Raw genomic sequence first — 26,539 nt, forward strand, 5'->3', positions numbered from 1 at the left:
TCGGCTCCGAGTTAACAATTTTTCTTAATTTTACATCATCTTGCATTTGTCTCACATTTATTTGAAATTACTATAACAACAGCAAAGAAGGTCGATCGATTTCATAACCCTGCTCAACTCTGACATCAATCTTGGCTGACCCATAATAATCATGTTCTACCAAATATCCCGCCAAACAGCCGTTAGCACTGCCAGTCGCCGGATCTTCTGGAATTCCTAATGAATGGGCAAAAACTCGCACGTTTAAATCATTAACGTCGCTGTAGGTTTCTGGGCAAAATATCAAAATTTCTTTCGCTTCCATTGTATCAACTAGCTCAAAATATTTATCTAAGTTGACTTGAGCTTTTTTGAGCGAGGCGATAGTTTTTAAGGGTACAATAATAAACGGCACTCCCGTAGAAACTTCTTGAATTGGGAAGTTTGCATCAATTTCATCTGGTGCTAAATTCAGGACATTTGCCAGAGTTTCGGCTGATAAAACTTGACCAAAACTAGGCTGGTTTTGTCGCATCCACAAAATATCTGCCGATTCATTGTGATAATTAAAAGTAACTGGAATTTGACCGACGGCTAGATTGAGAATTACTCGATCGACCTTTTCGCGAATAATCTCTTGCTGCAACACAAACGCAGTGCCCAAAGTCGGATGACCCGCAAAGGGCAATTCCTTCTTGGGCGTGAATATCCGCACGTCATAGCCGCCATCTCGCCGATCGGGCGATCGAATAAACGTAGTTTCTGAATAATTGATTTCTCTGGCTATCTGTAGCATTTGGGCCTCAGATAGTTCGGCAACTCCCGCACCGCAAAATACAGCGAGTTGATTGCCAGCATATTTTGACTCTGCAAACACGTCAACTATATAAAAATTCACATTTCCCTCGTTGAACAGTAGTTTGTGTAGCAGCGGTTTCAACCGCCGAGTATTATAAAATTTCTTGTTACCAGGCTCTGCCTGGTAACACAGATCCAGAGGCTCCGCCTCGCTACTTCAAACAGCGAATTGCTTCCAACATTCCCCTGGCTTTATTCAGCGTTTCTTCGTACTCCAGATCCGGGTTAGAATCAGCCACCAAACCAGCACCTGCTTGTACAGAAACCGAATGTTTGTCACCACCTAAAGAACGAACAACCATAGTCCGAATTGCGATCGCACTATTCAACTGTCCCTCAAAATCATAATACCCGTAAACCCCAGAATACGGCCCCCGGCGACAACCTTCCAACTCGTGCACAATCTCCATCGCCCGAATCTTCGGAGCACCGCTAACCGTACCCGCAGGAAAACCAGCTTTCAACAAATCCCAAGCTGTCTTATCCTGGGCCAATTCTCCCACCACATTGCTCACAATGTGCATGACGTGAGAATAACGCTCAATTTCCATTAATTCGTCAACTTTTACAGTACCGTTTCGGCAAACTCTGCCTAAATCGTTCCTGCCCAAATCAACTAACATGACGTGTTCCGCAATTTCCTTGGGATCTTGCAGCAATTCAGCAGCCAAAGCATCATCTTCTTGAGGAGTTTTACCCCGGCGGCGAGTGCCGGCAATCGGTCGCAAAGTTGCTATTTTTTTACCATCAGCAGTGTTTTCTGCCTTCACCATAATTTCGGGACTCGAACCGATAATCTGCCAATCTCTGAAATGAAAATAAGCCATGTACGGAGAAGGATTTATGAGACGCAAAGAGCGGTAAAGTGCAAAAGAATCGCCACTGTATTCAGCCTCTAGTCGCTGCGAAATAACTACTTGAAAAATATCTCCGGCTTTGATATAATCCTTAGCCTTTAAAACATTGGCACAATACTTTTCACGGGTAATATTGCTAGTGTAAGCCAATTCTGTATTTCCGGTTGTGGAACGGGCATCTTGCGCGTTATTGGGAGGTGTCCATTCTATGAGAGTAGATTGCCGGGAAAGCGGCGATTGCAGCTTCTGAACTAACTTACCAACGCGATCGCAAGCTTGCTGATAAGCATCTGCCAAATCAACGCCAACCTCCCGCAAATCCGCATAGGCGACGACCCAAATTTTCCGCTTCACCTGGTCGAAAATCAGCAAATTATCCACCTGCATCCACAACCCATCCGGCAAATCATTGTCGCTTGCTGGATGCACGGGAACTCGCTGTTCTATCCACTTAATTAACTCGTAACCCCAAAAACCGAATAACCCGCCAATTCCCGGCGGCAACTGCGGCAATTTCACCGGTTGATAAGACTCCAAACACTCGGTTAAAGCTACAAACGGATCGCCCGTAAATACTTTTTCGGAACCGTCACGGTAAACTTGAGTTGTGCGAGATCCCTTTGCCTCCAAAATCCACAACGGATCGCACCCTAAGAAACTATAACGCCCAAGTTTTTCCCCACCTTCCACCGACTCCAGCAGAAAACTGTAAGGTTGACCCGCACAAACCCGATACCACGCAGACACCGGCGTATCCAAATCAGCAACCCATTCTTGATACACGGGTACAAAATTGCCTTGTTTCGCCAGTTCCGAAAATTGTGAGAAATCGGGGAATATCATATATATCAGAAGGAAGAAGGAAGAAGAAAGAAAGAAGAAGGAAAATGCAATCCTGGGAATAATTTCAGCGATTAAAAGCGTCCTAACCGTCTTGGGATCAATAAACAAAAGACGGAAAGCAACATCCCTCCGGCGACTGATACTCGCCAACTGCCATCACCGCCATCGGCTTGAGGGCGCGCAGCCCCTCTTGCAAACACCAGCGAAACAAACTTGCGTACCTCAGCGGCAAGTGAAAAGAAAGCTGTGCTTCGGAGTTCGACGCGGCCGCCCCCAACAGTAAAGCCTGCATATCCGCCTCAGTTTCCGCGACGCTGTGGCCCAAAGCCGACACCGCACAAGTATAAGCCACAATCCGACCTTGTTTGCAAGCAACGAAGGGAGAAAAGTCATTCAGTGCGTCTTCAATCTCCGAAGTTCGATCGCACCTGTATAATTTCTTGCACAAAGCCGCACATTCACCAACATCCTCACTAGCCAGTGGCCGCACCTCAAACCCATGCTGCGACTGGCTGCGAAACTTCCCTTCCATTAACACGAAAGGTTCCTTCACCTCAAAACCCAAAGAAGCGTACAGCGACAGCGACGCCATATTAAAAGATTCCTGAACCAAACGGATACCCACAGCGTCCTGTCCGCGTTCCAGCAAAGCTTTCATGATTTCGCGTCCCGTGCCGCGACCTTGAAAAGTTCGATCGACACTGACGGGGCCGATACCGCGAATCGGGTTGCGTTCGTCCATAAATCCGCAGCCGACAACCGTACCGGAACTCTCGGCTACGATGCCAAAAAACAAGGGACTTTCGATTAGCAAGCTACTTATTTTGGTTGCAAAATCCAGCGTCGGAAAATCTGTAGGGAACAAGTGGCGATCGGAAATATCTTTAAAAGCTTCATAAGTAATGCCAGCGCAAACATCGATATCAGAAGGCTGCGCTCGCCTGATTGCGACATTCATTTTTAATTTAACGATTAACTTTTAATAAGATTAGAAGTTTGCAGTAGTATTTTGGCGCTGCGGGCTTAGCCTCCCGCGCCAGAATACTACTGCAAAAACAAGTTTACAAGCTGAGCCTTTCAAGGCAATATTACCTATGTTTTGCTCAGCGATGCAGTCATAGTTTAAGGATCGAAAGTCTTCTTGCCGCTGAACTTCAGCTTAGCCGGATTGGGATTGCTGCCAATATTGCGGTCAATCTTACCGTTGTAGGGACGACCTTCGTTCACCTTTTCAGGGAACACGCCATCTTTGGGATGCAGGTACTCAGTAGAACCGTCGGGAAACACGCGGTAAATTTTGTAGTTCGAGATTTTGAATTTAGCCCGCAGTTGCTGGCCGCCCAAAGCGATGCACTGCTCCTTGCGGGGCAGATACAGCAAGTTGTCGCCTTGACGCATGATTGCAGCGCCGCCTGTAGGCATTTCAAACACCTGTTCCTTGGGGCTAGTCCAAGTGATCGCGTACTTCTCTTCAACTAGCGCCTTGGTCAGCAAGCCGCCGGTGCTGCCGCCGAAAAGAGGGGGTTGTCCAGTGAGTTCTTCTGCCATAAACATATCCAAAGGATTTTTACGGCATCCTATCATCATGACGCGACACTGCTGTCGAAATTGTAAGGAAAGTTAACAGTTTTTGGGCGATCGATCTCTTCTGATAATTGATAATTAGTAATTAATAATTGATAATTGGTAATTTACACCAAAGTTAGAAAACAAAATTAGGCAGCACGAATCCCGAAAAAATAATCAAACAAAAATAGCAATTATTCGGGTGCTTGTGGGCACCAGAATAATCGCACATTCTCCTAATTTTCCTCCACACGCGATGATCGAAAAATTTACCGCGTCAACCCTAAGTCAAGAACCAATTAGGGTCATAGCCGCGGGGAATTTGGCTCAAAGCAGTCCAAGTTTCTTGATTGACAATCCCGTTGGCCTGAATCCCAAAGCTTTTTTGAAATGCGCGAACAGCTTTGTCCGTCAAAGTAGCAAAGTCGCCGTCAATTTCACCACCATAATGGTTGGAAGTTTTGAGAACTTCCTGAACAGTAGCGACTGCTTCCCCAGAACTGCCTAATTTGAGTATCGGCATATTAACTGGAGCAGCAGTATAAAGCGCCTGCCAAGTCAGCGGCCCGACAATGCCATCCGGCGACAAGAAAACCCGAAACTGAAACAGTTTCACAGAAAAATCAACTGCTTTGTTAAAAATTCCTTTAGCAGGCTGTCGGTAAAGGTGCAACTTGGTTAGCAGTTGTTCTAGTTCCAATACCGCTTTACCTTGAGAACCTAATTGTAGTTGTGGCTTTTTGGCTATAGGTTGAGTAGATTTCATCTGGGTTGTAGGTGACATAATCGATTTTGCTAACCTCTAGGTTTGAGTATTCTTCTGGAAAAAAACTTTTTCCGGGCGAAACATTTGCATTCTCAATTTTTCCCGAATCAACACTGGCGTTGGCCGTGCCTCAACAGATTCGAGCGACTTTTACCATATCGCGACTTGTGGACAAGAGACTTATACCATTTTAGATTTTAGATTTTAGATTCGGCATGACGGATTACTATGGGGGTTTGCAGCTTACCTACAGTTTGATTCTTATTTTAAACTGATATTAATTTTGGGCAGCCTCCCTAGGTACTCTGTCGCCAAACCGGGTTTAATACGGCAAGCGCGTCCTGAATCTGCTTTGATACTTTTGATTTTAAAGCTGAACACCGCGTGGCCACATCTCCTTTAAGGCTGATCTCACAGGGTGAGGATTGAGGGTGATATCCTTTCCGTTTGCATCGGAATTATTCATCTCTCTCTTCTCTTTCTCTGCGAGCTCTGCGTTCTCTGTGGTTAAATCATTCCGATGCAATCGGCATTAATATTATTCGTTAAGTCCGACAGGGGTTGAAACCCCTGCCTCATAGCTCAAGTCGTCTCAAGACGACTGTAGATTAGTATTTGATATCAAGTCCGGCTTAAATAGCCCCTCCTATCAAATTTGTTAGCATCGGGAGTATTCCTATCTCTCTTCTCGACAAGCGCGTGAATCAGCGTCAATTCCTTGTCCGGGGCGGTTAATACATTCTCTTTTTTTCACCGCAGATACAGGCAGATAAACAGAGATTAACGCAGATGAATTAGATCAATTCCGGTTGCACCATCGGGAATTGTTGACTGTTGACTGGATTTTACTATTTCGATGCTACCGCAATTGATATGAGAGAGGGTGTAGCAGCGGAGGCTGTTTCTGCATTGAAAACTTTTCTGTGCTATCGTATCTCGGGCGATCGATTAATATCGATTCCGGTTGCACCGTCCGTCATTGTTGACGGTTGACGGTTGACTGTTCACTGTGAGTCCAAAAAATGAAAATTGCGCGAATTATTTGTTGGCAGCTTGATTCGACTTTACGCCCGACTTCGGAAGCGCGGATTTGATATCATTCCAGCGCAGCCGGATTTGATATAACTCGATCGATATTTGCGCGCTCAGACGCCCACAAACCCGGTTTTTTACAGTATATTCCATGTCAATTTAGTACGGATAAACAGGGTTTCGAGCAACAGAATCAGTAATGATGCGAGAACTGTAAAGAAACCAGGTTTTGCGCGGTGTACTTCATAAACCTTGAATACGCTGTATCAATTGAGTCTAAACAGTGGGAATAGTAAAGTGAAATTCACTTCCTCGGTCTTTTCCTGCGGAATCTACCCAAATTTTACCGCCCCAGCCAGCAACAATCTGTTTGCAAATTGCCAATCCCAAACCGGTACCGCCGGCGCTGCGGCGCAAAGCTCCTTCTTCTTGATAAAATCGATCGAACACTACTTTTAAACTGTTCGCCTCGATTCCCCTCCCCGTATCGGCTACGAGCACTTCCACCATCCGAGAACCGTTGCATTTCGCTCTTATGGTGACGCTTCCTTGAGGTGTGGTGAATTTGCAAGCGTTGTCTAGCAGTTTGGAGAGCACCTCCACCAACCACTCTCCGTCAGCTTGCACTAAAGGCAATTCTGCCGACACTTCGGCGATAATTTCCGGTAACTGTCGATCGAGTCCGCCCCCCGATCGCACGCTGCTAAGGGCCAAATCAACGCATTCTTGCAGCGTCAGCGATTCTACGTTCCATTGGACTCGCCCGCTTTCTAAGTGAGAAAGAGTTAAGAAATCCTGCACGAGTTTTCGCATTCTATCGGCATCGCCCAGGGCAGTTTCTAACATGATTTGCCGCAATTCTGGGGGCATATCTGGTTCGGAGTTCAAGCTTTCCAAACAAACTTGAATCGTAGAAAGAGGGGTGCGGAGTTCGTGTCCGGTGATGGCAATTAGATTGCTGCGAGTGCGGTCTAATGCTTCTAATTGTTGGTTGAGTTCTTCTAAATGAGCGTAGGTTTCTGCTTGAATTAAGGCGGCTCCGAGTTGGGTGGCGATCGCCTCTACTAAAGCAATTTCGTCTTCTTCCCAAGCCAAAGTTGATCGACACTGGTGCATTTCCACCATGCCCAAAACCCGCCCCTGATAAAGCACTGGCACCATTAGCCAAGAGACAATTTGCCAATTTTTTACAGTTTGTTCCAGGAATTGTGTATTGACAATCCGGGGGTGTTGTGCTGTGTCTTGGATGTAAACTCGCTCTTGCCGCGCCACCGCGTCGCTCCATATTTGATTTTCCTGCAACAGCCAAGTCTGATCCAGCATGGAACTAGCGCCCGGCCCCAAAAACTCGCGATCGATTTTGACTGCAACATCTGTGGCCTTGCACCGATAAATCAAACATCGGCTTGCCGACAGGGCAGTGCCCAGTTCTTGGACTGCAACTTCGACGATTTCTTGCGGGTTGAGAGACTGCCGCATTGCCGTGGTAATTAAGTTTACCAGGCGTTCTTTGCGTTCCTGGGCGGCGATGGCAGCGTATGCTTTGAGCAGTTTGTGCTGGCCTGCTTGCAAGTAGGTTACTAAGCGTTCGGTAAAAGCATCGCTCAATTTTGGATTGGGAATTTTTGAGCTTTTTCTCGTACTTATGTCAGGTTTGGTGGCTTTGGAAGTGGCGGATTTCCTCGTTTTTTTCGGTGTTTTGACGAGCTTGTAAGCAGTTCGAGCTCGATCGATCTTTTCGGCCAATTCCGGGCGATAATTGACAATTCTATCGAGCAACAATGCGGCAGCTTTGGAGCTTACCTCGCGATCGAACGTCCAAATTCCTTCAAATCTGCGAGCTTGATCCATCAACAGTGGCCCGCGATCCTCCTGGTTGTCGATCGGCACAATTTTTTCTTGACAAATCAGGCAAGTTGAGTAGTGCTGCCCCAGCACCACTAAGTGCCACTCTTTACTCAATCCGTCCTCCGGTGCAAACGCCACAGTTTCGTGACATTCCGAGGAATTTTTAAAGTCAGTTTCCGGTGCAGCCAGCACGTATACCTGAGACGAGCGTGAGGCAATTCGCCGGTAGCGGTGAGCTTCCTGGCGGTAGAAGCGCTCTCGCTGAAAGCTTGCAATGACTAGCGGTTCGTCGTCTGAACCCGCCAAAACTAAGTCTTCCATTGCGTGAGACAGGGCTGTCATGGAAGATTTGAAATAAATTTGTGCCCGCAGTTGGGGCAAAGCTTGCAGAAGTTCTGCCAGTAGCGAAATAGGGACGATCATCTAGCCTTAAACGTGCATTTTTGCCGATGACAAAACAGGATCGATAGGAGGTTTAGAGCGATCCCTTTTCAGTATCTGATACATTTATGCTTCATAACACGACTGTTTAAGTCATATCATGCTAGCCATATCATTTAGACGAATCTAAGCAGAGGTATGCCTCCAAGACCTTGAGTTCATCCCAAAGTCACCTGTTTTTACCTCTAGGTGTTGACGCCAACTCATCTATTCAGGGTTCGATTCGGGCGTTAGCACTCTCACCATTCAGACTTGTTAGGCACCGCTTCCGGATCTCTTGCATTATACTATTCTTGAGCTATTTGATATCAGTGCTATCTTTATCGGTTTTTGGCGAATCGGTTTTTGGCGATCGATGTGGCTAATCGGCAATTAAACTTTCAAAAATCACAAGTAATTGGCCATTAGCTAAAAACTAACGGCCAATTATTTTGAGGACTTATATCCAATCTGGTTAGATTCGGAATTATGCCAAAGGTGCGAGCATCCTTGCGAGCTTTTAAGCTCGCACTGAAATCGGAAAATTATTATTCCGATGAAGCGCGGAAACGATTTTCACCAAAATCTATGAAGAAAAAGGGTTTCGGACACCTAGCTTGTAAGTCCTATATTTTTTTTGAGGCATAGCGCCTGAGTATAAATGCTGCGGCTGTGGCTGTCTTAGGCTAGTTCCCCCCCTTCGTCGCTGCCGCCCGGAGATGATTTGTAGAGAGCATCTAATTGTTCGCGGGCGTCTTGGACAGTCAGCGAACGCATCACTAACAGCGGCTCATTGACTATGTTTCCGTATTCATCTAAAAGTTCTGGATGCGGTACCGATTGAGAGCGAGGATTGGATGCGTAGGGATTATTTGCCCTGAACTGTTGAGGGCGCTGGGACTCCATACCAACGGTGACTAGACTGCGGATTAAGTTACCGACTGCCAGAAAGGCAAGAATGGTAAAAGCTAAAATATAAAGCAGGTGCAACATTATCTTCTCCTCCGGGCTAAACAGCCACACAGCAATTTACAAAAGTGTTTCAGCAAGTAATAACTTATTAACTGGAAATCTGTTTGAGGTTGTCAAGTGGGCCGCCACATTTCCCAAGGTTGGGGATTTGACTGCAAATTTAACTTGAACTCGCTTCCTTATTTTCCAGGGGGAGCTGACTGCCATGAGCGAAAGCGTGCCGATACTTGCCAGCATTCGGCGAGCTGTCTGTGCCACGGCATCAGTGCTGCTGTTTCAATCCCAACTTGACCTCCGGTTGCTTGAAATAGAGCTTTAGCTGCGCCTACTTCTTGCTGAGCCTGTTTGACTCGCGCCAGCAAGTCAGATTGATCCTCGTCGCTGAGAAAGGGAATTTCCTCAGTTTCTAAGAGCTTTGCCGATCGGTCGAACCAGTAATTAAAATCCTCTAACAGCGGTTCCAGTAACGCTTTGAGCAATTCTGGCTCGGGCAAGTTGGAATTAAGCATGGATCAAAATTGGGTTATTTATCTATTATAGTCTTAGACGGTCTTTACAAATTGTAACATATTTTTAACAAAAATTCAATAATTTAACAACAATTAGCAGGTGGGTGGGAATAAATTTAACTGTGTCAGCAGGGATTTTTGAGTCGAAATCCCCAAATTCTGCCAAATTAGTTGGCGAGCTCACGGATGGTTAGAACCGGGTTTTTTCAGGCAATACTTTAAAAAACCCGGTTTCTGAGAGTCGGAGTGCGTCCCGCACTAAACGTGGCAACCATCAGGGCCGTTGTTGTAATTTCCCGGAGTGTCCCCCAGCCGGAAGTCGGCGCTTGCTGTCCCAATCTGAGTAAGATAGAAGCAACTGCAACTAAATTAATTGCTAATTCAGCCGATGTCTAGCTCACAATCCATGTCCCCTCCAGAAGAGTCCGTTAAGATTGAGTTGCCCCGCACGAGTGAGTCGGAGGCACTAAAAAAAATTCGCCACACCACCTCCCACGTTATGGCGATGGCGGTGCAGAAGTTATTTCCCAAGGCGCAAGTAACCATTGGCCCTTGGATTGAAAACGGTTTCTATTATGACTTTGACACTCCCGAACCTTTTACGGAACAGGATTTAAAAGCCATTAAAAAAGAGATGATCAAAATCATCAACCGTAAATTGCCTGTAATTCGGGAAGAAGTCAGCCGCGAGGAAGCGGAACGCAGAATTAAGGAGATTAACGAACCTTACAAATTAGAAATTTTAGAAGGTTTGAGCGAACCGATTACTCTTTACCATGTGGGCGAGGAATGGTGGGATTTGTGCGCCGGGCCTCACTTAGAAAATACCAGTGAGTTGAATCCAAAGGCGATCGAGCTAGAAAGCCTAGCAGGCGCGTACTGGCGCGGCGACGAAACTAAAGCTCAGTTACAGCGCATTTACGGCACTGCTTGGGAAACTCCCGAACAATTAGCAGCATACAAACACCGCAAAGAAGAAGCATTAAGGCGCGATCACCGCAAGTTAGGCAAAGAGTTAGGCTTATTTATTTTTGCCGATGCGGTGGGCCCCGGTTTGCCTTTGTGGACGCCGAAAGGTACTGTTTTGAGAAGTATTTTAGAAGATTACTTGAAACAAGAACAAATCAAGCGCGGCTATTTGCAAGTTGTGACTCCGCACATTGCCAGAGTGGATTTGTTTAAAATTTCCGGTCATTGGCAGAAATACAAAGAAGATATGTTTCCGCTGATGGCGGAGGATGAGGAAGCGGCAGCAAACGAACAGGGTTTTGTCATGAAACCGATGAACTGCCCTTTTCACATTCAAATTTACAAAAGCGAATTGCGTTCCTATCGCGAATTGCCGATGCGCTTAGCGGAATTCGGCACAGTTTACCGCTACGAACAATCAGGAGAATTGGGCGGTTTAACACGGGTGCGCGGCTTTACGGTGGATGATTCCCACTTATTTGTCACGCCGGAACAGTTGGATGCAGAATTCTTGAATGTGGTGGATTTGATTCTGTCAGTATTCAAGAGTCTCCAACTGAAAAACTTTAAAGCGCGTTTGAGTTTCCGCGATCCGAACAATTTAGAGAAATACATCGGTTCCGATGAAGCTTGGGAAAAAGCTCAAGGTGCAATCCGCCGCGCGGTGGAAACTTTGGGAATGAATTATTTTGAGGGAATTGGGGAAGCGGCTTTTTACGGGCCGAAACTCGATTTCATTTTCCAAGATGTCTTGGATAGAGAATGGCAATTAGGAACTGTTCAGGTAGATTACAATTTGCCAGAACGTTTTGATTTGGAATACGTTGCTGAAGACGGCACTCGCAAGCGTCCGGTGATGATTCACCGCGCTCCTTTCGGTTCTTTGGAACGCTTGATCGGGATTTTGATCGAGCAGTATGCGGGGGATTTTCCGCTGTGGTTAGCGCCGATTCAGGTGCGGTTGTTGCCTGTCAGCGCCGAGTTTTTGCCGTTTGCGAAGGAAGTGGCAGCGAAGATGAAGGCGCTCAATATTCGCGCTGAAGCTGATGAGGATAGCGAGCGTTTGGGCAAGTTGATTCGCAATGCTGAGAAGGATAAAATTCCGGTGATGGGTGTTGTGGGTGCGAAGGAAGTTGAGGCGAATAGTTTGAATATTCGGACTCGGGCTTCTGGGGAGTTGGGGGCGATTTCGGTTGATGAAGTGATTGGGAGGTTGCAGCGGGCTATTAGTAGTTACGGCGATTTTTAAGCGATTTTAATCGCAGATTTTAGAACGGGCGAGACGCCCGTTCCACGATTCACTTAATGGGCGTCTCTCCCTTCCACGATTCACTTAACGGGCGAGACGCCCGTTCCACAATTAATACAAATGATAAGCGGTTGTGCATTTAATTTTCACAATCTTCTCCGTTGCCTTTGCGCGCGGGTGATGCGGAACCAATTGTAGATTTACAAGCGTTAGTCAATGGGGTTTACGATCGCCCCGCCAAGGACTTTAGAATAGATTATATCGCCGTATCAGTTCCCCCGCTGTCGGAAACTTAAGCTGCTGGGGCGGATGTTTTGTTGGAGGAGAGGGGCTCGATCGGATGATAGAGGGAGGTTTAAGTGCGATCGCCCCCATATAAATTGCTGAGATATAATTAGATGGCGTAGAGTGGCAATAGAAAGTAATGGCAGATATTCAAATCAGCGTCGAAGGACAAGATGCAGTTGCTGCTAAAGATGAACTGTTTGCGATTTCTGGCTTGTCGGGAAATTGGGAAACAACCGGGGATGATGAAAAAGAGGGAACTTTAATAATCATCCGCTTACGATCCAGAGACAATTCCAGAACTAGATGAGCTACAAATCTTTCTAGGATAAAAAAACAATCTGGGTGTGGACAGCAGTAGATTACTTTAGACCAGGCATTCTAGGATGGGTATTAGGAGACCCAGCGTCCTAAAACGTTTGAACCTTTGTGGGATGTAGTTAGTAGATGGGGATGCTATTTTTATGTGACGGATGGTTGCAAAGTTTATGCAATGTTTATTCCAGAGAGAAACCAAATTCTGTGTCCAACTTACATGACTTGCGGTAGAAGGTGAAAACACAAGATTAATACACTATCTGGCTCGCTTAAAACGAAAGACTTTTTGTTATTCTGGCAGCCGAACAAATGCTCATATCTTCAATTAAACTACTTATTCATTATCTCAAGTTTAATGATGTTCGCCTTCCCTATTCAATTAATTATTTCGAGCGAGCATTAGTCACCGCACGCGATTGCTAAACCATACCCCAATTCAGCAGCGCCGGGATTGGTTTGTGTGGACGGTGTAGGGTACTGGGTTCTACGGCTGATGCGTTACAAATTGTTGCAAAATGATGCCGTAATGCAGTAAAGAGTGAGATAGTTGGTAGTGGTGCATTATCATGTTAAACTAATAAAATAATATCAATACTCCTGAGTATATATGAGTATCACTTGTTTAAGATGTCCTTCGGGGAAAATTATTAAATACGCTCATAGTTATGGTAAACAAGTGGTAAACAAGGATATAAATGTCAAGAATGTGGGCGACGGTATTTTGTCCATGAGTATAATTTATCGTTAAGGCGAGTTCCGTGACCTGCAATTACTATACACTACTACCCAATTACTATGTACGACAAAAATAATCCAAATAAGCTCATGCCAGATCCAACAAGTGAAGGGAAGACTCACTTTATCTCACCACGGTTACTAAAGTTATTAAGTTACCAGACCCCTATAAGACAATTCTTTACCCAAGCGACCTATATGAGTCGCCGAACTGAGCCGGGAAGTATTGATTTTACTATCGGTGATGCCCATGAAATACCACCTCCAGGGTTTGTAGAAGCCTTACAGCGTTGGAGTGTACCGCAAAATCAAGGGTGGTATGGCTACAAGGGAAATATTCCACAATCACGGATCACTGTATCCGCTGCTCTTGAGGATAAACGCGGACTTTCTATATTGCCTGAAGATATTTTTATGACCAATGGTACTGTAGTTGGTTTGGCGATTTGTCTGCAAATGTTAGCTGGTGAGGGAGATGAGGTAATTATTTTGACTCCACCCTGGTTAGGTTATAGGAGTATGGTGCATTTTACCGGTGCCGTTCCGGTGGGTGTGCCTGTGGATACAAACACCTTTGATATGGATTTGCAGGCGATCGCATCTGCAATTACAGAACGGACTCGAGCAATTATTATCAATTCACCTCACAACCCTACAGGTAAGCTTTTTTCAGCTAGTACCCTGGAGGGTTTGAGTGCTATACTTAACGAGGCTTCTCAGCACTATGGCAAGCCTATTTATATTATTTCCGATGAAACCTTCAGCCGCATTGTTTTCGACAACCAAACTTGTCCCAGCCCTACTCAGTTTTACCCATTTTCTTTCTTAGTATATGGTTATAGTAAGACTTTAATGGCACCCGGTCAACGTATAGGGTATATTGCTTTACCTCCCACTATGCCTAATCGGGAAGAAATAAGACGAATCATTGCTTTCCTACAACAAACTCCTTTTGGTTGGTGTTATCCTAGTGTGCTCATGCAGTATGCATTAGGAGACTTAGAGCAACTAAACATAAATATCGAGCATTTACAAAACAAGCGAGATCGGATGGTGAACGCACTGCGGGATATGGGTTACAACCTGTATAACCCTGATGGGACGTTCTTCCTCTTGGTGAAATCACCTTGGGATGATGACCTTGCTTTTGCCGAGTTATTAGCAAGTCAAGATATATTTGTTTTACCAGGAACTCCCCAGGAAATACCCGGTTACTTCCGAATTTCCCTTACTGCCAACGAAGAAATGATTTCGCGTTCTCTACCCAAATTCCAAGCTGCGATGGAATACGCTGTTGCTAACCCACTTGCTTCCCCCTCTTCTGTCACTAAGCGGCAGAGTATAATAGAACAAAATCTCTCAAACCAGAGCTAGGTCTATGGTTAACCCTCGCCAAGCTATTTCAACCTTGAAATTGATTGATGAGTATTGTCGCTATTACAGAAATCTGTTTTCAGAAGTCAGAAGCTTCAAAGCTTTTACACACCTTCATGCTGGTATAATTTCTGATATGGCGTTGCGGAATTGGGGTAGGGTTTAGCGATCGCGTGCGGTGACTAATGCTCGCTCGAAATAATTAATTGAATAGGGAAGGCGAACATCATTAAACTTGAGATAATGAATAAGTAGTTTAATTGAAGATATGAGCATTTGTTCGGCTGCCAGAATAACAAAAAGTCTTTCGTTTTAAGCGAGCCAGATAGTGTCTTAATCTTGTGTTTTCACCTTCAACCGCAAGTCATGTAAGTTGGGCACAGAATTTGGTTTCTCTCTGGAATAAACATTGCATAAACTTTGCAACCATCCGTCACATAAAAATAGCATCCCCATCTACTAACTACATCCCACAAAGGTTCAAACGTTTTAGGACGCTGGGTCTCCTAATACCCATCCTAGAATGCCTGGTCTAAAGTAATCTACTGCTGTCCACACCCAGATTGTGTTTTTTTATCCGACAAAGGTTTGTAGCTCATCTAGTTCTCCTACTTCGGGAATTGTCTCTAGATCGTAAGCGTATGGTAGCAGCTTTCCAACTTGCTTGAGCCAATTAATTATTGTCGTGTGATGCAGGTCTTTGACTCTCTTACTCGCACGAAAACCCATCCCATTGACATATATTTTTAGGTATTGATATTTAACTTCTTGCGCGTAACACAGGTGGGTTTGATAGCAATCTCTAAATTGCCTGCCACAGTCAAAACAAATATAATTTTGCTTGCCTTTATTGGCGCATTTTTATTAACATGAGTAGACTTATCTTCAGGAAATTTTATTGGCTTTGACATTAAGTTAATTGGTTTTTGTGAATCGCTCACTCGCTCTATCGTACCTCAATTCAACAACGCCAGGAAAAGATTGGGAATGTTAAAGGGAAAGCTGCTACTTTGCACCAACTAGCAGGAATTTATGCGGATCAAGGGGAAGTAGCAAAGGCGATCGCATTTTATGAACAATCTCTGGAACTTGAGGAAAAGATTGGCAATGTTCGAGGGAAAGCTGCTACTTTCGCCATGTTAGGACTGTTGTTAGCAGATAAGAAGGGAGATTTTGACAAAGCCTTGAATTATTTACAGCAATCTTTGGACATTTTCCAGCATTTGCGATCGCCCGACGCGAAGACAGTGAGGCGAATTATTGCTGAAGTTCAGCGGATGGCTGATGGCTGAAGAAAGTTTAGCCCGATTCTCTGCTGCGCGAAACCAGCCTGCGGCAATCTGAAATCTAAAAACTCCTACACAAAACGTTACATATTTGTTACCATCGGGACGAGTCTGTCCTCAACAGTCCCTCTGTTAACCTTCTAAACTAACGACTATGAGTCAACCTCCCTCAGCAATTCCCGCCTCCGAAGAGTCCGCCGAAACCCCCACAGCGCCGACAAACAATGCACCTCCACCGAGTTATGTCAAGCTGGCGATGCGGAACATGGTTCGCAAGCGGGCGACTTCTCTGTTTCATTTTGCCTTGACAGCGATCGGACTTTTAGGCGTACTCGTCGGTTTGGCTTTTCTCGATCGCTATTTCAATTCTTAATCGGGGATTCCAACAATCAGCCTCTAATTTCTGGTGATGTTTTTGATCTTTCTTAATCGGGAGTTAAGCTGATTGTTCTGCCTGCCTGTTGCAATCTCTAACAGATTACTGTATCTTTCCAGCAACAGCAAAATCCCCTGCCGTTCGATCGCGCAATTGGAATTTGTAAAAAAATTGAATATATCATCCCTTGACAGGAGAGCAAAAAAATGTTAATTGAGGTGAACGTCGAAGACTGTTACGGGATCGCCCAGCAGTCAGCCGACGCTTCCAACCTCCCTGAGAGTGCAGCCAGCGGGGAGATTTGGGCCGAAACCTGGGAAAATTGGTTTAGCGTTTGGCTGGAAAACCAGGCGGCGGATGTGCCAGTGGCCCCGGGCTACGAAGTCAGTCTGCGTTTAACCGCCGATACGGAAATGCAAGCCCTCAACCTCCAGTACCGCCAGCTCGATCGATCGACCGATGTATTAGCTTTCGCAGCTTTAGAGGTAGACTGTCCTCAACTAGAGGAAATGCAGTCATCTGAACCTTTATACTTGGGTGATATCGTCATCTCGATCGATACAGCTAACCGACAAGCCCAGCAGCAAGGACATCCCCTGAAGACCGAACTAGCTTGGCTGGCAGCCCACGGTTTTCTACATCTTTTGGGCTGGGATCACCCGGATGAAGAAAGTCTGACTCAAATGCTCGATCGACAAGAAACATTGCTGCGGGCGATCGGTCTTACGATCCAAACAGCATAACTTAAGTTGATGGTGATTTAACAAATCATGTCAAGCCCAACATAACTTTCTGAAATTAAACCAAAACTTTAGTAAAAACTTAGAAAAGTTACCTAGACTTGATGAAGTTAATTTGAAAAGTTTAGCTTTCATTCATCTCTGTAAATTAAAGTTGGTTCTTTATGACACTAGATAGACCCTCAATTTCATCACAAATCGCACAGTTTCTGCCCATGCCTCAAGACTCTTCTAGCCAGACAGTCCACGAGCCTAAAAAAGCCTTGAAATACAACCGAGAGCTGTCCTGGAAAATCGCATCTAGCTTAGCTACGAGTTTTAGATACGCTTGGGGGGGTCTGAGTTATGCTTTTGAAACTCAGCGCAATTTTCGGATTCACACTGTTATTGGCACTTTGGCGATCGGACTCGGGCTATTTTTGCAACTGAAACCTGTAGAAATATCTGTGATCGGTGTCACCATTGGCATAGTTTTAGCCATGGAACTGTTGAATACGGCGATCGAATCGGTGGTAGACTTGACCGTCGGGCAATCTTATCACGAACTAGCCAAAATTGCCAAAGACTGCGGTGCCGGAGCGGTTCTGGTATCGGCAATGGCTGCGATCATCGTGGGTGCTGCACTTCTGCTTCCTCCTTTGTGGGCAGTCGTTCAAATTGCGATCGCCCGTCAGTAACTTATTGGAGCCAGAAAATTTTAGGTTTTAGATGACCAATTTGAGATTTTTAGTTTTATTCGTCTATATTGCAGCTATTTTTATCTTCGGCATCTATCTAAAATCTTGAAACCCTTGCTTTCAGGGAGCGAGTTAACCTAAAATCTAAAATCTAAAACCTAAAATCTAACTTAACCCGTGATTATAGTCATCGATAACTACGACAGTTTTACATACAATTTGGTACAGTATCTAGGAGAACTCGGTGCTGAGTTGCCCGTAGCCCGCGAAGTGCAAGTCTACCGCAACGACCAAATTTCCTTAGCAGAAATTAGCCGATTGCAGCCGGCAGCAGTGGTGATTTCTCCAGGCCCAGGGCGGCCGGAAGATGCGGGAATTTCTCTGGAATTAATCAAAGAATTGGGGCCGACTCTACCAATTTTAGGCGTGTGCCTCGGACATCAAAGTATCGGTCAAGTATTCGGGGGCAAAATTGTTTCTGCACCCTTGTTGATGCACGGCAAAACTTCTCAGGTAGAACACGCAGGAGTCGGAGTTTTTCAGGGTGTGGAATCGCCGATGATTGCAACTCGCTATCACAGTTTAGTAATTGAAAAGCAGACTTGTCCAGAAGTTTTGGAAATTACCGCTTGGGTTGAAGACGGAACTATTATGGGCGTGCGGCATCGGGAATATCCGCACATTGAAGGTGTACAGTTTCACCCGGAAAGTATTTTGACGACTGCGGGAAAGCAATTATTGCGAAATTTCTTGGAACGGCTTTAGTTTGGTTTTGAATTTTGAGTTTTTGTCGGAATCTTTCGGGTGCGGAATCCACACCGGAGTGTTCAAATTATCTAAATTTTTAGGGTGGACATTGCGAACTTTACGGTTGAAATTTTGTGAAGCTTTCGGGTGGGCAATGCTCACATTACAGTAAAAGTAGGGTGTACATTTCGCACCTGACGGTGTTTTGTGGTATAACAACAAACGACCAACACCCGACAACCCCAACCACAAGATGAAACGGCGACAATTAATACGTTACGCACAGACGGGTTTGCTAGCAGCTTTAGCAACTGGTTTACCATCTGGATGGGAAAGCTATCAAGCTCAAACTGCTGATTCTTTGTCGGTTCAGTGGTTGGGCCACACTTGCTTCTTGTTCGCCGGAGGCGGTGCGAGGGTGCTGGTGAATCCTTTTCGCCCCCTAGGCTGTACGGCAGGCTATCGCTCTCCTAAAGTACCAACAGATTTGATTCTGATTAGCAGCCGGTTGCTCGATGAAGGTGCGATCGACGGATTTGCGGGCAATCCCGGTCTTTTGTACGAGCCAGGGGCTTACAGGTCAAACGGGCTGCGGATTCAAGGGATTCGGACGGAAAAAGACCGTGAGGGAGGAAGGCGATTTGGGGTCAATGTGGCTTGGCTGTGGCAGCAAGCGGGCGTTAAGATTTTACACTTGGGCGGAGTCGCTGGCCCGATCGGCATTGAAGAACAAATCTTGATCGGGCGGCCCGATGTAGTGCTGATTCCCGTGGGCGGCGGGCCGAAAGCTTACACTCCGGCGGAAGCGAAGCAAACTTTGCAACTTCTCAAACCAAAGATGGTGATTCCGACACATTTCAAAACCCAAGCCGCCGATGCTGCTGCGTGCGATTTAGTGCCGCTAGACGAATTCTTGGCGCTGATGGATGGTACGCCGGTGCGCCGATTGAATAATGACACTATTTCTATCAAATCTGCTGACTTACCTCAAACTGGTTCGGTGATTGAGGTTTTGAGTTACAGATTTAGCGGTTGATGCCCGATTTCTCAGCTTGCGTTATAGTAAGGAAGTTTTGGTCGATCGGGGATGCAAGAGAAATTTCTCTCTACCTTAGCCTCTGGCAACCTTGCCTTTTGTCGAGATTTGGCTAACATAACAATTCATGTTCACTGTTTTATCTCATAAGGAAATGCAAGCGCAATGAAAAATCAAAATTTACCTAGTTGGATGAAACAACTCACAGGTTTCGCAGGAATAATCGGCGCTAGCGCGTTAATCGGTTTCCCGGCTTGGGCTCACATCACCTCCAACACCAATGTTGCTAATGCAACTCAAACTTCACAAGTTGCAGGAAAAGTTAAAACCGCTGCTTCACCGGCACCAACTTCCGCTTCACCCGCACCAACTTCCGCTGCTAAGGATATTGTTGCTATTGCATCGGGCGACCCTCAATTCAAGACGCTGACAAAGGCTTTGGGAGCAGCAGACTTGGTTGCAACTTTACAAAGAAAAGGCCCTTTCACTGTTTTTGCACCGACAGACGCGGCATTTGCTGCTTTGCCAGAAGGAACTGTGGAGAATTTGCTCAAACCGGAAAACAAAGCCCAACTTACTAAGATTTTAGCTTACCACGTTGTTCCTGGTTCGGTTGTATCTACTAGCCTGAAATCCGGCGATGTTAAAACTGTTGAAGGCAGTTCGCTGAAGGTGGCAGTTAGCACAGGCAAAGTTACTGTCGGCGGCGCTAATGTTGTGAAAGCTGATATCAAAGCTAGCAACGGCGTTATTCACGTAATTGACAAGGTGCTGATGCCCCCTGATGCGAAGTAAGACTAGCGGCTTTTGCATCAATTGATGTCAGATTCGGTTAAATGAAGGCGAAGTAAGGACACAACATTGTTGTGTCCTTATTTGTATGGCAGGCAATCCAGAATTAATACAGATAAAGCTTTAGCTAGCTGTGGGGACTGGCAAAAATGGCTGCCAACCCTTACCCCGGTAGCCAAAATCGAAGATTTCGGGATGGAGAATTTCTGCTAAAATTTCTAACGAATCAACCAATCTCGGCCCCGGTCGATTAAAGTAAGAATTGCCGTCAGTTATGTAAACTTTCCCAGTTTTTACTGCTTGCAAATTAGCCCATTCTGCGTATTTAGTTATCTGCATTGCTTCGCTGCGAGTGCGGTTTAAATCAAAGCCGCAAGGCATGAAAATAATTACATCGGGATTAGCTTCTACTAAAGATTCCCATTTTAACCAAGGAGAATGTTCCCCGACAATTCCAAACAGCGAATTGCCTCCCGCCATTGCCACTAATTCGGGAATCCAGTTACCCGCAGCCATCAAAGGTTCAATCCATTCGATGCAGGCTACTTTGGGAAGTCTCTCTTTTGTGGTAAGAATAGATGAGGCTTGTGTTTTCGAGGTAATAGCATCGATGCGGGATTGCAAAAGGTTGATCGCACTTTTGCCATTTACGCCCAAAGCAGCAGCAACTCGCTGAATATCCGTCCAGATTTCTGCTAGCAGATTCGGCTGCAAAGAAATAATTTCTGGCTTGCTATTTACCAGCGTGCTTACCGCTTGTTCAACCTCTGCTAGAGAACAAGCGCAGACTTCACATTGAGCTTGAGTAATAATGTGAGTTGGCTGCAATTTTTCCAAAGTATCTATTTCTACTTTATAGACACTCAGCGCATTTTGCAACAATTCTGTCACGCGGTTGTGAATTTCGCTGCTAGTTCCTTCGGGATTGAATTTAGGCTGAGTGCAAACAGGTAAATTTTGGATTTCTGGGGGATAATCGCATTCGTGGGAACGACCCACAATTGCATCGGTTAATCCTAAAACTGCTACAATTTCGGTGGCACTGGGAATTAAAGAAACAATTCTGAGTTGGTTCATTGATTTTCGGTTTTTTACAGATTTATCAGCACAGGCGTTACAGATTTATCAGCACAGGCGTTACAGATTTATCAGCACAGGCGGCACGCCCGTGCCACAATAAAAGGGATTGTTAAACTTTCAACTTTTTTAAGTATTGCAAATCTTGCCATGCTTGAATGAGATTACCTTGCATCAGAGCCGCGACACCGTTTAAAACTCTAATTTCCGGTAGATTGGAGTTGAGAGCGAGAGCAGGTTTTAAGGCTGTTTGAGCGGCTTTGGGATGCCAGCCGTACAGGTGTACGAAAGCGAGATAGGCGTAAGCGTAAGGGTTTTGTGAGTCGAGTTGAGTGACTTTTTCTAAGGCGGCGATCGCACTTTTGACATTCTGCTGCAATACCCGAGAAAATGCCAAAGCATAAGCCAATTCTAGATTATTGGGTTCTTGCTGCAACCGATATTCTAACGCTTGTTCCGCTTGCACGGTATAATCTTGAATTGGATCGTACTGATTGATGCGCCCAATCTGCTCGAACACCGGTTCTAAACCGGGCAATCCTTTTGGTAAATTAACCGCCATCGCCCGCAATTGAGTCACCAAATCTAACTCAGGCTTATCTGTATTATCCTCGTTTCCAGGCTCTGCCTTGGAACGCATATCCAGAGGATCTGTCTCGATATTAACACTAATTGCCGGCACATTAATCGGATAAGTTTCGCCGGTTTTCCGATTTAGATAAGTAGCTTGCAGATTGTAAGTTCCCGGTGCAATATTAGCAGGAGGAAGCATCGCCGTGCGATCGACAACTCGAAACCCCACAGCAAATTTATCCGCTTCCAGAATCCCCGGATGCAAAGTCCCCTGGCCGATCGCGCGATCGTGTAAAATCCTGAAAGTCTGTCCCGGTGGAATATCGCCAGACTGCTGATTTTCCCACGTTACCAACACTAAACCAGACTGCAACTGCTGCCAAGGCCCAGACCAAGTATAAGTAACCGGCAACGCGACTCCGGGAACAGCTTTTGCCGCGACAGTAACTCGATCTAATTGTACTTGCGATCGCGCTTCATTCAACGGCTGTATTTCTACAGGCTGCACTCGCTTGCGATAAAGATTTAAATTAGTATAATCGGGCAAAATCCAAGTTTTATCTAACTCAAATTTATCACCTTTTTCAATTGCCGTAACTGCTGCATTTTGAGCTTGTTTAATACGTTCGCGAATCGAACCTTGGGGGCCGCTTTTAGTTACAAACCAAGAGAGTGATCGCACATCTTGCGGCACGTCTTTTAAATTCGTTCCCACCTGCCGCCCGTAAACCTGAAAATTCGCCAAAGCACCGTAAAAATTCAAATTATGCTGGTTAATTTCCGGCGTCGAAGGCAACACGCCTAAAGTAGATTGTAAATAAGGTTCCCTATCAATAATTTCTGCAATTACCTCTCGGTGCGGCCACTCTTTCCCCAAGTAAGGATAGTGAGAATTGCCGGGACTGATAATTTGAACTAAGCTATGTCCCAAAGCACCTCCCAGCGGCCACATATGGAACAGCATCGCCAGAATTGCCAAGCCAATTGTACCCCAGCGAATTTCTCGTCCCCACCGAGAAGGCCACAGCGTTAAACAGTAGGCTAAGAAAATAGATAAAACTGGCAAATAAGGTATACCATATCGGTCGTCTTTGTTAATATTTAGAGAATTAATTAAATAAGCTCCTACCCAGAAAACAGCCAGCCAGCGACAGGAGTTGAGATGCAAGATTGACGAACTATCTTGCCGACGACGCCAATAAAGTATTAATCCTACTAAGGGAACAAGTAACAGAGGCCAAGAAATGTGTTCCGGTAAGTGCTTACCGTAGTAAATCCAAGCGTCGATCGTATTGAGGGCCGGATCTCCTTCGGCGATCGCAGAATCCAGCGTTGCCCGTTTTCCCCCGGTCAAAATTAACAGCCAATTGGTTTTAGCCCACGGGCCAAACACCGCCACCGACAGCAACAAACTACCTGCTAATTGAGCCAATCTTCCCCAAGCTTTTTGCCGCACAGCACCCACAGCCAGCCACACAATCGGGGTAAACAGAAATAATACGGTAGTGTGTTTAACTAATATTGATAAGCCGAGAGAAATTCCAAAGGCGATCGCCCAAAAGAAAGACGACGGGGAGAGTGGGAGAGTGGGGGAGGGCGAGAATTTATACTTTTTCTTTGTTCGTTCCTCCAACAGAGTTCTATCGGTTGCATCCGTTACATCCGTTACATCCGTTATAAAATCCGTTGCCGAACTTCCTTCTTCCTTCTTTCCTTCAGAAGCCTTCCACATTGTCAGACAATAGAAAGCAAAAGTAATCGCCGCAGTGAGGGGATAGTCGAGCAAAAATTGCAAGCGGAACCGATAAAGTCCCGGTAACAAAACGCAAATTGCAGCGGCCCACAAACCAACTTGCCGGTTAAAGAGTTGGGCGCCCAGACTGTAGACTGAGGCGAGGAGAATTGCACTAAATAATAAATGAACGAGGGTTGCCCGATCGCCCCCAGTACCGAAAACTTGAAGAAACGGAACGGTTAAGATGTATGCCAAGGGCGGAATTTTCGTCGAAAGCAGCCAGAAGTTTGTCCACCACTCCCCGGAAAGCCACTGAGGATGCTGCAACGCCTGCAAGTATTTCAGGGTGCTAGTCAGGTAGTCTGCTTGATCCCACGCCGGGACAGATCGATCGAGGGCAAACCAGAGGCGATCGCTAATTGCCCCCAGCAGCCAAATTATGCCCAAGACAAGCAGACTCTTACTCCCGCTGTCCCGATGTTGCTGTGCCATTGCGATTTTTGGATTTTAGGTTGCAGCTTTTAGCTTACAGGCGGGCGGTTCCGGGCGATCGAAAATTAATTGAGAAAAGTGCTTGCTAAATTCTGTATGTGTCTGCTAAGATAGTAAAGCGCGAAAAAACAAGCCGGGATAGCTCAGTTGGTAGAGCAGTGGACTGAAAATCCACGTGTCACGAGTTCAAGTCTCGTTCCTGGCATCGCAAAGCCCTCACCAAGTTGAGGGTTTTTTTTTAGGAAAAATGCGGGCAATGCAGCTAATCAAGATGTAGGTTTGCCGATGGGGGGGGTGACAACCCCGCCGGAAACCCAGACAGAGCTAATATTTGACCGACTTGTGCTAAAAAAACATAGGTCATATCAATTCCGGTTGCACGAGCCAGATGACTGTTGACTGTTGACGGGCGGGTCGAAAAACTGAATGATGGTTGAGTGTTGTTGACTCGATTTTACGCCCGACGATGAAGCGCGGATTTGAGATCAGAAAAAAATTACACTCGAGTGTAATTGTCAGATTAATAAGTCCAGTTTTGCTTGGTCTGCAAACTATAGGTTCCATCTTTCACATTCACCCGCTCAGGAATCAGATCTAAATCTCTAAATATATTTGCCTGGTGCTGTAGGGCAGTGAGCGATTGGTCGTCGATCGGGATAATAGCGCGCTCCGCACTACGTCGCTGTAAAATTTCTACAATGGATGGATCTATTTCATGGTGTTCTGCCAATCGCACAGCAGCTTCTAATTCCTGTTTCTTAGCCCAAGCTCCAGCTTCGTTTACCTCTTCTAAAATCACCTTGAGCAAGTCGGGATAGTCGCGTACCAACTCTGGAATCGCGTAGTAATAGGTCGGAACTTCTAAAGAGGCTTTGTCACCAAAGATGCTCTCTAAGTCTGCAATCGAGCGCCCTGGATAAGCACTTCGGACTTGAGTTGTCGTGTAGGGAACCCAAATCACCCAAGCATCCACCTCACCCGCGCGGAATAGGGGCAGCGCCTGTGGCTGGGTCAGATAAATTGGCTCAATGTCACTAAACTCTAATCCCACTTTTGCCAGTGCTCGCACCAGCACATAATGAGCGCTTGAGCCTTTGTCAAAAGCTATCTTTTTACCCTTCAGGTCGGCAACCGTCTGAATTGGCGAATTTTCTGGTACTAGAATCGCTTGACCTTTAGGAGCAGTATATTTTTCTTTAGCCACCCGCACAAACACATGATCTGCTGCTTGAGAGAAGATGCTGGCCGTACCACCGCCGCCGCAGAAATCGATCGTCCCATTGCTTAATGCTTCTATCAGAGCAGAAGCTGATAAGAAGCTTGTCCAAGTAACAATCAGCCCAAATGGTCGCAAACGGCTTTCGAGCAAACCTTGAGCACGCAGGACTTCCAGATTCGTCATACCCTCTGGATAACCGATTTTGAGTTGCTTGAGCCGCCGCGCTTGCTCAGCTAAGGGTGTATTGCCCGAATGAGCAGAACGATTAGAAAACCAGCGATCCAAAACGACACAGAAAAGTATGCCCCCCACAAACAGTCCCACTGTTTCCAGTAACCGGATTGTTGAGTCTTTAGACAATTTGACCTGATTTACCTGACTAATGACTAGAGGGGAGAGTACATTGCCAGAGGCAGAAGTGGCAACAGCATGACTGTCAAAAGCCAGACTCAAGACTAAAACCAAGACCAGGCCGATACAAAACAGACCTACAAACCGATAGGTGGCCGATATACGAGTGGCCGAACTGAGCGACCGTAAGATATTGTGACCTGTGCCTCTAGGCACACGGTCAATCAAACGGCTAATCATAATGACTCCTTTGATAAACACAGGTGATGGACATTCTGGGATGAGTTGAAGCTCCGGGATCAATTCAAAGCACCGCTTGATACGGATAAACTACCAAATTTGCTCGCTTGTTACACCCAATATGCGATACTCACATTATCATATCGAGATTATGGTGATTTTTCACGACGGTTGAGAAATCAGTAGTTTCGGCGATGGGATAGGTATTGAGTGAGAGACGGTAATGGATTGGTTAATTGCAACAATTAAGATTGGACTGGCTGTTGCTGTCGCAACAACGTTTGACGACAACATTTATCTGACGGCCTTCTTCAGTGAGGTTAATCGTACTTTTCGTCCTAAACACATTGTGGTGGGTGAGCTTATAGGGTTCACGGCATTAATCACGGTAAGTTTAGTTGGTTTCTTGCTGGGGCTAGCAATTCCGTCAACTTGGACGGGGTTACTGGGGATTTTGCCGATACTGATTGGCTTGAATAATTTACTCAACCTTAACAAGGATGATTCAGCCGAAGATAAGTCAGATAATCTAAAAAGAAACGGGTCTTCTGGGTTGGCGGTGATAAGAAAGACTAATTAGAAAAGCAAGCTAATAGTCGATCTCGAAAATTGTCAAAA

Annotated in this window: 25 protein-coding genes, 1 tRNA gene and 3 pseudogenes; 17 read left to right on the forward strand and 12 right to left on the reverse strand. The window is 45.7% G+C overall.

Features of this window, described 5'->3' with window-relative positions:
* Nucleotides 1–70: 70 nt before the first annotated feature.
* The 5 genes from QUA07_RS27235 to QUA07_RS27255 form a co-directional block, all read right to left on the reverse strand.
* Nucleotides 71–877, reverse strand: coding sequence for a PhzF family phenazine biosynthesis protein (locus QUA07_RS27235; RefSeq protein ID WP_333331604.1), 807 nt, complete (start codon nt 875–877; stop codon nt 71–73).
* 112 nt (nt 878–989) lie between these two features.
* Entirely contained in the window at nt 990–2,537 is a 1,548-nt protein-coding gene (trpE, locus tag QUA07_RS27240) for an anthranilate synthase component I (RefSeq protein WP_333331608.1), read from the reverse strand.
* Nucleotides 2,538–2,634: 97 nt separating this feature from the next.
* Nucleotides 2,635–3,495: a GNAT family N-acetyltransferase gene (locus tag QUA07_RS27245; protein ID WP_333331611.1), complete on the reverse strand. Its 861-nt coding sequence runs from the start codon at nt 3,493–3,495 to the stop codon at nt 2,635–2,637.
* Between the two features lie 164 nt (nt 3,496–3,659).
* On the reverse strand, nt 3,660–4,085 hold the full coding sequence (locus QUA07_RS27250) for a photosystem I reaction center subunit II PsaD (protein WP_332956926.1): 426 nt from the start codon (nt 4,083–4,085) through the stop codon (nt 3,660–3,662).
* A 301-nt stretch (nt 4,086–4,386) separates the two neighbouring features.
* Nucleotides 4,387–4,887, reverse strand: a complete 501-nt coding sequence (locus tag QUA07_RS27255; RefSeq protein WP_333331614.1) for a peptidoglycan-binding protein — start codon at nt 4,885–4,887, stop codon at nt 4,387–4,389.
* 816 nt (nt 4,888–5,703) lie between these two features.
* On the opposite strand from QUA07_RS27255, the gene QUA07_RS27260 reads away from it, so the two are divergent.
* Nucleotides 5,704–5,862 (forward strand): hypothetical protein, encoded by a 159-nt coding sequence (locus QUA07_RS27260; RefSeq protein ID WP_333331617.1) that lies wholly within the window; start codon nt 5,704–5,706, stop codon nt 5,860–5,862.
* Between the two features lie 315 nt (nt 5,863–6,177).
* Here the strand turns inward: QUA07_RS27260 and QUA07_RS27265 are convergent, their stop codons facing one another.
* The 3 genes from QUA07_RS27265 to QUA07_RS27275 form a co-directional block, all read right to left on the reverse strand.
* A complete protein-coding gene (locus QUA07_RS27265; protein WP_333331620.1) occupies nt 6,178–8,172 on the reverse strand; it encodes a DICT sensory domain-containing protein in 1,995 nt (664 codons plus the stop codon).
* A 678-nt stretch (nt 8,173–8,850) separates the two neighbouring features.
* A complete protein-coding gene (locus QUA07_RS27270; RefSeq protein ID WP_333331623.1) occupies nt 8,851–9,162 on the reverse strand; it encodes a DUF2973 domain-containing protein in 312 nt (103 codons plus the stop codon).
* Between the two features lie 158 nt (nt 9,163–9,320).
* The gene (locus tag QUA07_RS27275) at nt 9,321–9,650 is read right to left on the reverse strand and encodes a DUF2605 domain-containing protein (protein ID WP_333083169.1); all 330 of its coding nucleotides are present in this window, start codon (nt 9,648–9,650) and stop codon (nt 9,321–9,323) included.
* Nucleotides 9,651–9,896: 246 nt separating this feature from the next.
* On the opposite strand from QUA07_RS27275, the gene QUA07_RS27280 reads away from it, so the two are divergent.
* From QUA07_RS27280 to QUA07_RS30180, 7 genes and pseudogenes are all read left to right on the forward strand, one after another.
* A complete protein-coding gene (locus QUA07_RS27280) occupies nt 9,897–10,046 on the forward strand; it encodes a hypothetical protein (RefSeq protein ID WP_333331627.1) in 150 nt (49 codons plus the stop codon).
* Entirely contained in the window at nt 10,039–11,868 is a 1,830-nt protein-coding gene (gene thrS, locus QUA07_RS27285) for a threonine--tRNA ligase (RefSeq protein WP_333331630.1), read from the forward strand. Before QUA07_RS27280 ends, thrS begins: the two co-directional genes overlap by 8 nt.
* Before the next feature lie 167 nt (nt 11,869–12,035).
* Nucleotides 12,036–12,164, forward strand: a complete 129-nt coding sequence (locus QUA07_RS27290) for a DUF4058 family protein (protein WP_333331663.1) — start codon at nt 12,036–12,038, stop codon at nt 12,162–12,164.
* Between the two features lie 128 nt (nt 12,165–12,292).
* On the forward strand, nt 12,293–12,463 hold the full coding sequence (locus QUA07_RS27295; RefSeq protein WP_333331633.1) for a hypothetical protein: 171 nt from the start codon (nt 12,293–12,295) through the stop codon (nt 12,461–12,463).
* Nucleotides 12,432–12,894: pseudogene (locus QUA07_RS27300) on the forward strand (IS1 family transposase); the annotation flags it as partial. The gene QUA07_RS27295 and the pseudogene QUA07_RS27300, both read left to right, overlap by 32 nt.
* A gap of 372 nt (nt 12,895–13,266) precedes the next feature.
* A complete protein-coding gene (locus QUA07_RS27305; RefSeq protein WP_333331636.1) occupies nt 13,267–14,580 on the forward strand; it encodes an aminotransferase class I/II-fold pyridoxal phosphate-dependent enzyme in 1,314 nt (437 codons plus the stop codon).
* A 4-nt stretch (nt 14,581–14,584) separates the two neighbouring features.
* Nucleotides 14,585–14,719: pseudogene (locus tag QUA07_RS30180) on the forward strand (IS701 family transposase); the annotation flags it as partial.
* A 23-nt stretch (nt 14,720–14,742) separates the two neighbouring features.
* On the opposite strand, the pseudogene QUA07_RS27310 reads toward QUA07_RS30180, so the two are convergent.
* A pseudogene (locus QUA07_RS27310) lies at nt 14,743–15,479 on the reverse strand (IS1 family transposase).
* A 111-nt stretch (nt 15,480–15,590) separates the two neighbouring features.
* Between QUA07_RS27310 and QUA07_RS27315 the strand changes: the two are divergent.
* The 7 genes from QUA07_RS27315 to QUA07_RS27345 all read left to right on the forward strand — a co-directional run bounded on the left by QUA07_RS27315 (nt 15,591) and on the right by QUA07_RS27345 (nt 20,237).
* A complete protein-coding gene (locus QUA07_RS27315; RefSeq protein WP_445305920.1) occupies nt 15,591–15,872 on the forward strand; it encodes a tetratricopeptide repeat protein in 282 nt (93 codons plus the stop codon).
* 148 nt (nt 15,873–16,020) lie between these two features.
* On the forward strand, nt 16,021–16,239 hold the full coding sequence (locus QUA07_RS27320) for a DUF3285 domain-containing protein (RefSeq protein ID WP_333240833.1): 219 nt from the start codon (nt 16,021–16,023) through the stop codon (nt 16,237–16,239).
* A gap of 209 nt (nt 16,240–16,448) precedes the next feature.
* Nucleotides 16,449–16,985, forward strand: a complete 537-nt coding sequence (gene ybeY / locus QUA07_RS27325; protein ID WP_333331639.1) for an rRNA maturation RNase YbeY — start codon at nt 16,449–16,451, stop codon at nt 16,983–16,985.
* A 161-nt stretch (nt 16,986–17,146) separates the two neighbouring features.
* Complete coding sequence (locus QUA07_RS27330) at nt 17,147–17,659, forward strand: diacylglycerol kinase family protein (protein WP_333331642.1); 513 nt, start codon at nt 17,147–17,149, stop codon at nt 17,657–17,659.
* Nucleotides 17,660–17,836: 177 nt separating this feature from the next.
* Complete coding sequence (locus tag QUA07_RS27335; RefSeq protein ID WP_333331645.1) at nt 17,837–18,424, forward strand: aminodeoxychorismate/anthranilate synthase component II; 588 nt, start codon at nt 17,837–17,839, stop codon at nt 18,422–18,424.
* A gap of 235 nt (nt 18,425–18,659) precedes the next feature.
* Nucleotides 18,660–19,442: an MBL fold metallo-hydrolase gene (locus QUA07_RS27340; RefSeq protein WP_172190728.1), complete on the forward strand. Its 783-nt coding sequence runs from the start codon at nt 18,660–18,662 to the stop codon at nt 19,440–19,442.
* Between the two features lie 165 nt (nt 19,443–19,607).
* Nucleotides 19,608–20,237 carry a fasciclin domain-containing protein gene (locus tag QUA07_RS27345; protein WP_333331648.1) on the forward strand — a complete coding sequence of 210 codons (630 nt, stop codon included), beginning with the start codon at nt 19,608–19,610 and terminating at the stop codon, nt 20,235–20,237.
* Between the two features lie 120 nt (nt 20,238–20,357).
* Here QUA07_RS27345 and QUA07_RS27350 read toward each other — a convergent pair whose 3' ends face one another.
* On the reverse strand, nt 20,358–21,311 hold the full coding sequence (locus QUA07_RS27350) for a cobalamin-binding protein (RefSeq protein WP_333331651.1): 954 nt from the start codon (nt 21,309–21,311) through the stop codon (nt 20,358–20,360).
* Nucleotides 21,312–21,423: 112 nt separating this feature from the next.
* Nucleotides 21,424–24,111 (reverse strand): glycosyltransferase family 39 protein, encoded by a 2,688-nt coding sequence (locus QUA07_RS27355; protein ID WP_333331654.1) that lies wholly within the window; start codon nt 24,109–24,111, stop codon nt 21,424–21,426.
* Between the two features lie 132 nt (nt 24,112–24,243).
* Here QUA07_RS27355 and QUA07_RS27360 point away from each other — a divergent pair.
* Nucleotides 24,244–24,316 (forward strand) — tRNA-Phe (locus QUA07_RS27360).
* A 315-nt stretch (nt 24,317–24,631) separates the two neighbouring features.
* Here the strand turns inward: QUA07_RS27360 and QUA07_RS27365 are convergent.
* A complete protein-coding gene (locus QUA07_RS27365) occupies nt 24,632–25,795 on the reverse strand; it encodes an aliphatic sulfonate ABC transporter substrate-binding protein (RefSeq protein ID WP_333331657.1) in 1,164 nt (387 codons plus the stop codon).
* 349 nt (nt 25,796–26,144) lie between these two features.
* Here QUA07_RS27365 and QUA07_RS27370 point away from each other — a divergent pair, with 349 nt between their 5' ends.
* Nucleotides 26,145–26,501: a cadmium resistance transporter gene (locus QUA07_RS27370; protein WP_333331660.1), complete on the forward strand. Its 357-nt coding sequence runs from the start codon at nt 26,145–26,147 to the stop codon at nt 26,499–26,501.
* Nucleotides 26,502–26,539: the final 38 nt, after the last annotated feature.

This window comes from Microcoleus sp. T3_A4 (assembly GCF_036700465.1).
In the GTDB taxonomy this organism is placed as follows: domain Bacteria; phylum Cyanobacteriota; class Cyanobacteriia; order Cyanobacteriales; family Microcoleaceae; genus Microcoleus.

What these genes read in the sequence shown, in the direction of transcription:
- QUA07_RS27265 (WP_333331620.1), bottom strand. Translation starts at nt 8,172, where the DNA reads ATGATCGTCCCTATTTCGCTACTGGCAGAACTTCTGCAAGCTTTGCCC.
- QUA07_RS27305 (WP_333331636.1), top strand. Translation starts at nt 13,267, where the DNA reads ATGTACGACAAAAATAATCCAAATAAGCTCATGCCAGATCCAACAAGT.
- QUA07_RS27370 (WP_333331660.1), top strand. Translation starts at nt 26,145, where the DNA reads ATGGATTGGTTAATTGCAACAATTAAGATTGGACTGGCTGTTGCTGTC.
- QUA07_RS27270 (WP_333331623.1), bottom strand. Translation starts at nt 9,162, where the DNA reads ATGTTGCACCTGCTTTATATTTTAGCTTTTACCATTCTTGCCTTTCTG.
- QUA07_RS27320 (WP_333240833.1), top strand. Translation starts at nt 16,021, where the DNA reads ATGAGTCAACCTCCCTCAGCAATTCCCGCCTCCGAAGAGTCCGCCGAA.
- QUA07_RS27295 (WP_333331633.1), top strand. Translation starts at nt 12,293, where the DNA reads ATGGCAGATATTCAAATCAGCGTCGAAGGACAAGATGCAGTTGCTGCT.
- QUA07_RS27275 (WP_333083169.1), bottom strand. Translation starts at nt 9,650, where the DNA reads ATGCTTAATTCCAACTTGCCCGAGCCAGAATTGCTCAAAGCGTTACTG.
- QUA07_RS27250 (WP_332956926.1), bottom strand. Translation starts at nt 4,085, where the DNA reads ATGGCAGAAGAACTCACTGGACAACCCCCTCTTTTCGGCGGCAGCACC.
- QUA07_RS27350 (WP_333331651.1), bottom strand. Translation starts at nt 21,311, where the DNA reads ATGAACCAACTCAGAATTGTTTCTTTAATTCCCAGTGCCACCGAAATT.
- QUA07_RS27330 (WP_333331642.1), top strand. Translation starts at nt 17,147, where the DNA reads ATGACACTAGATAGACCCTCAATTTCATCACAAATCGCACAGTTTCTG.
- QUA07_RS27355 (WP_333331654.1), bottom strand. Translation starts at nt 24,111, where the DNA reads ATGGCACAGCAACATCGGGACAGCGGGAGTAAGAGTCTGCTTGTCTTG.
- ybeY (WP_333331639.1), top strand. Translation starts at nt 16,449, where the DNA reads ATGTTAATTGAGGTGAACGTCGAAGACTGTTACGGGATCGCCCAGCAG.
- thrS (WP_333331630.1), top strand. Translation starts at nt 10,039, where the DNA reads ATGTCTAGCTCACAATCCATGTCCCCTCCAGAAGAGTCCGTTAAGATT.
- trpE (WP_333331608.1), bottom strand. Translation starts at nt 2,537, where the DNA reads ATGATATTCCCCGATTTCTCACAATTTTCGGAACTGGCGAAACAAGGC.
- QUA07_RS27345 (WP_333331648.1), top strand. Translation starts at nt 19,608, where the DNA reads ATGAAAAATCAAAATTTACCTAGTTGGATGAAACAACTCACAGGTTTC.
- QUA07_RS27255 (WP_333331614.1), bottom strand. Translation starts at nt 4,887, where the DNA reads ATGTCACCTACAACCCAGATGAAATCTACTCAACCTATAGCCAAAAAG.
- QUA07_RS27245 (WP_333331611.1), bottom strand. Translation starts at nt 3,495, where the DNA reads ATGAATGTCGCAATCAGGCGAGCGCAGCCTTCTGATATCGATGTTTGC.
- QUA07_RS27340 (WP_172190728.1), top strand. Translation starts at nt 18,660, where the DNA reads ATGAAACGGCGACAATTAATACGTTACGCACAGACGGGTTTGCTAGCA.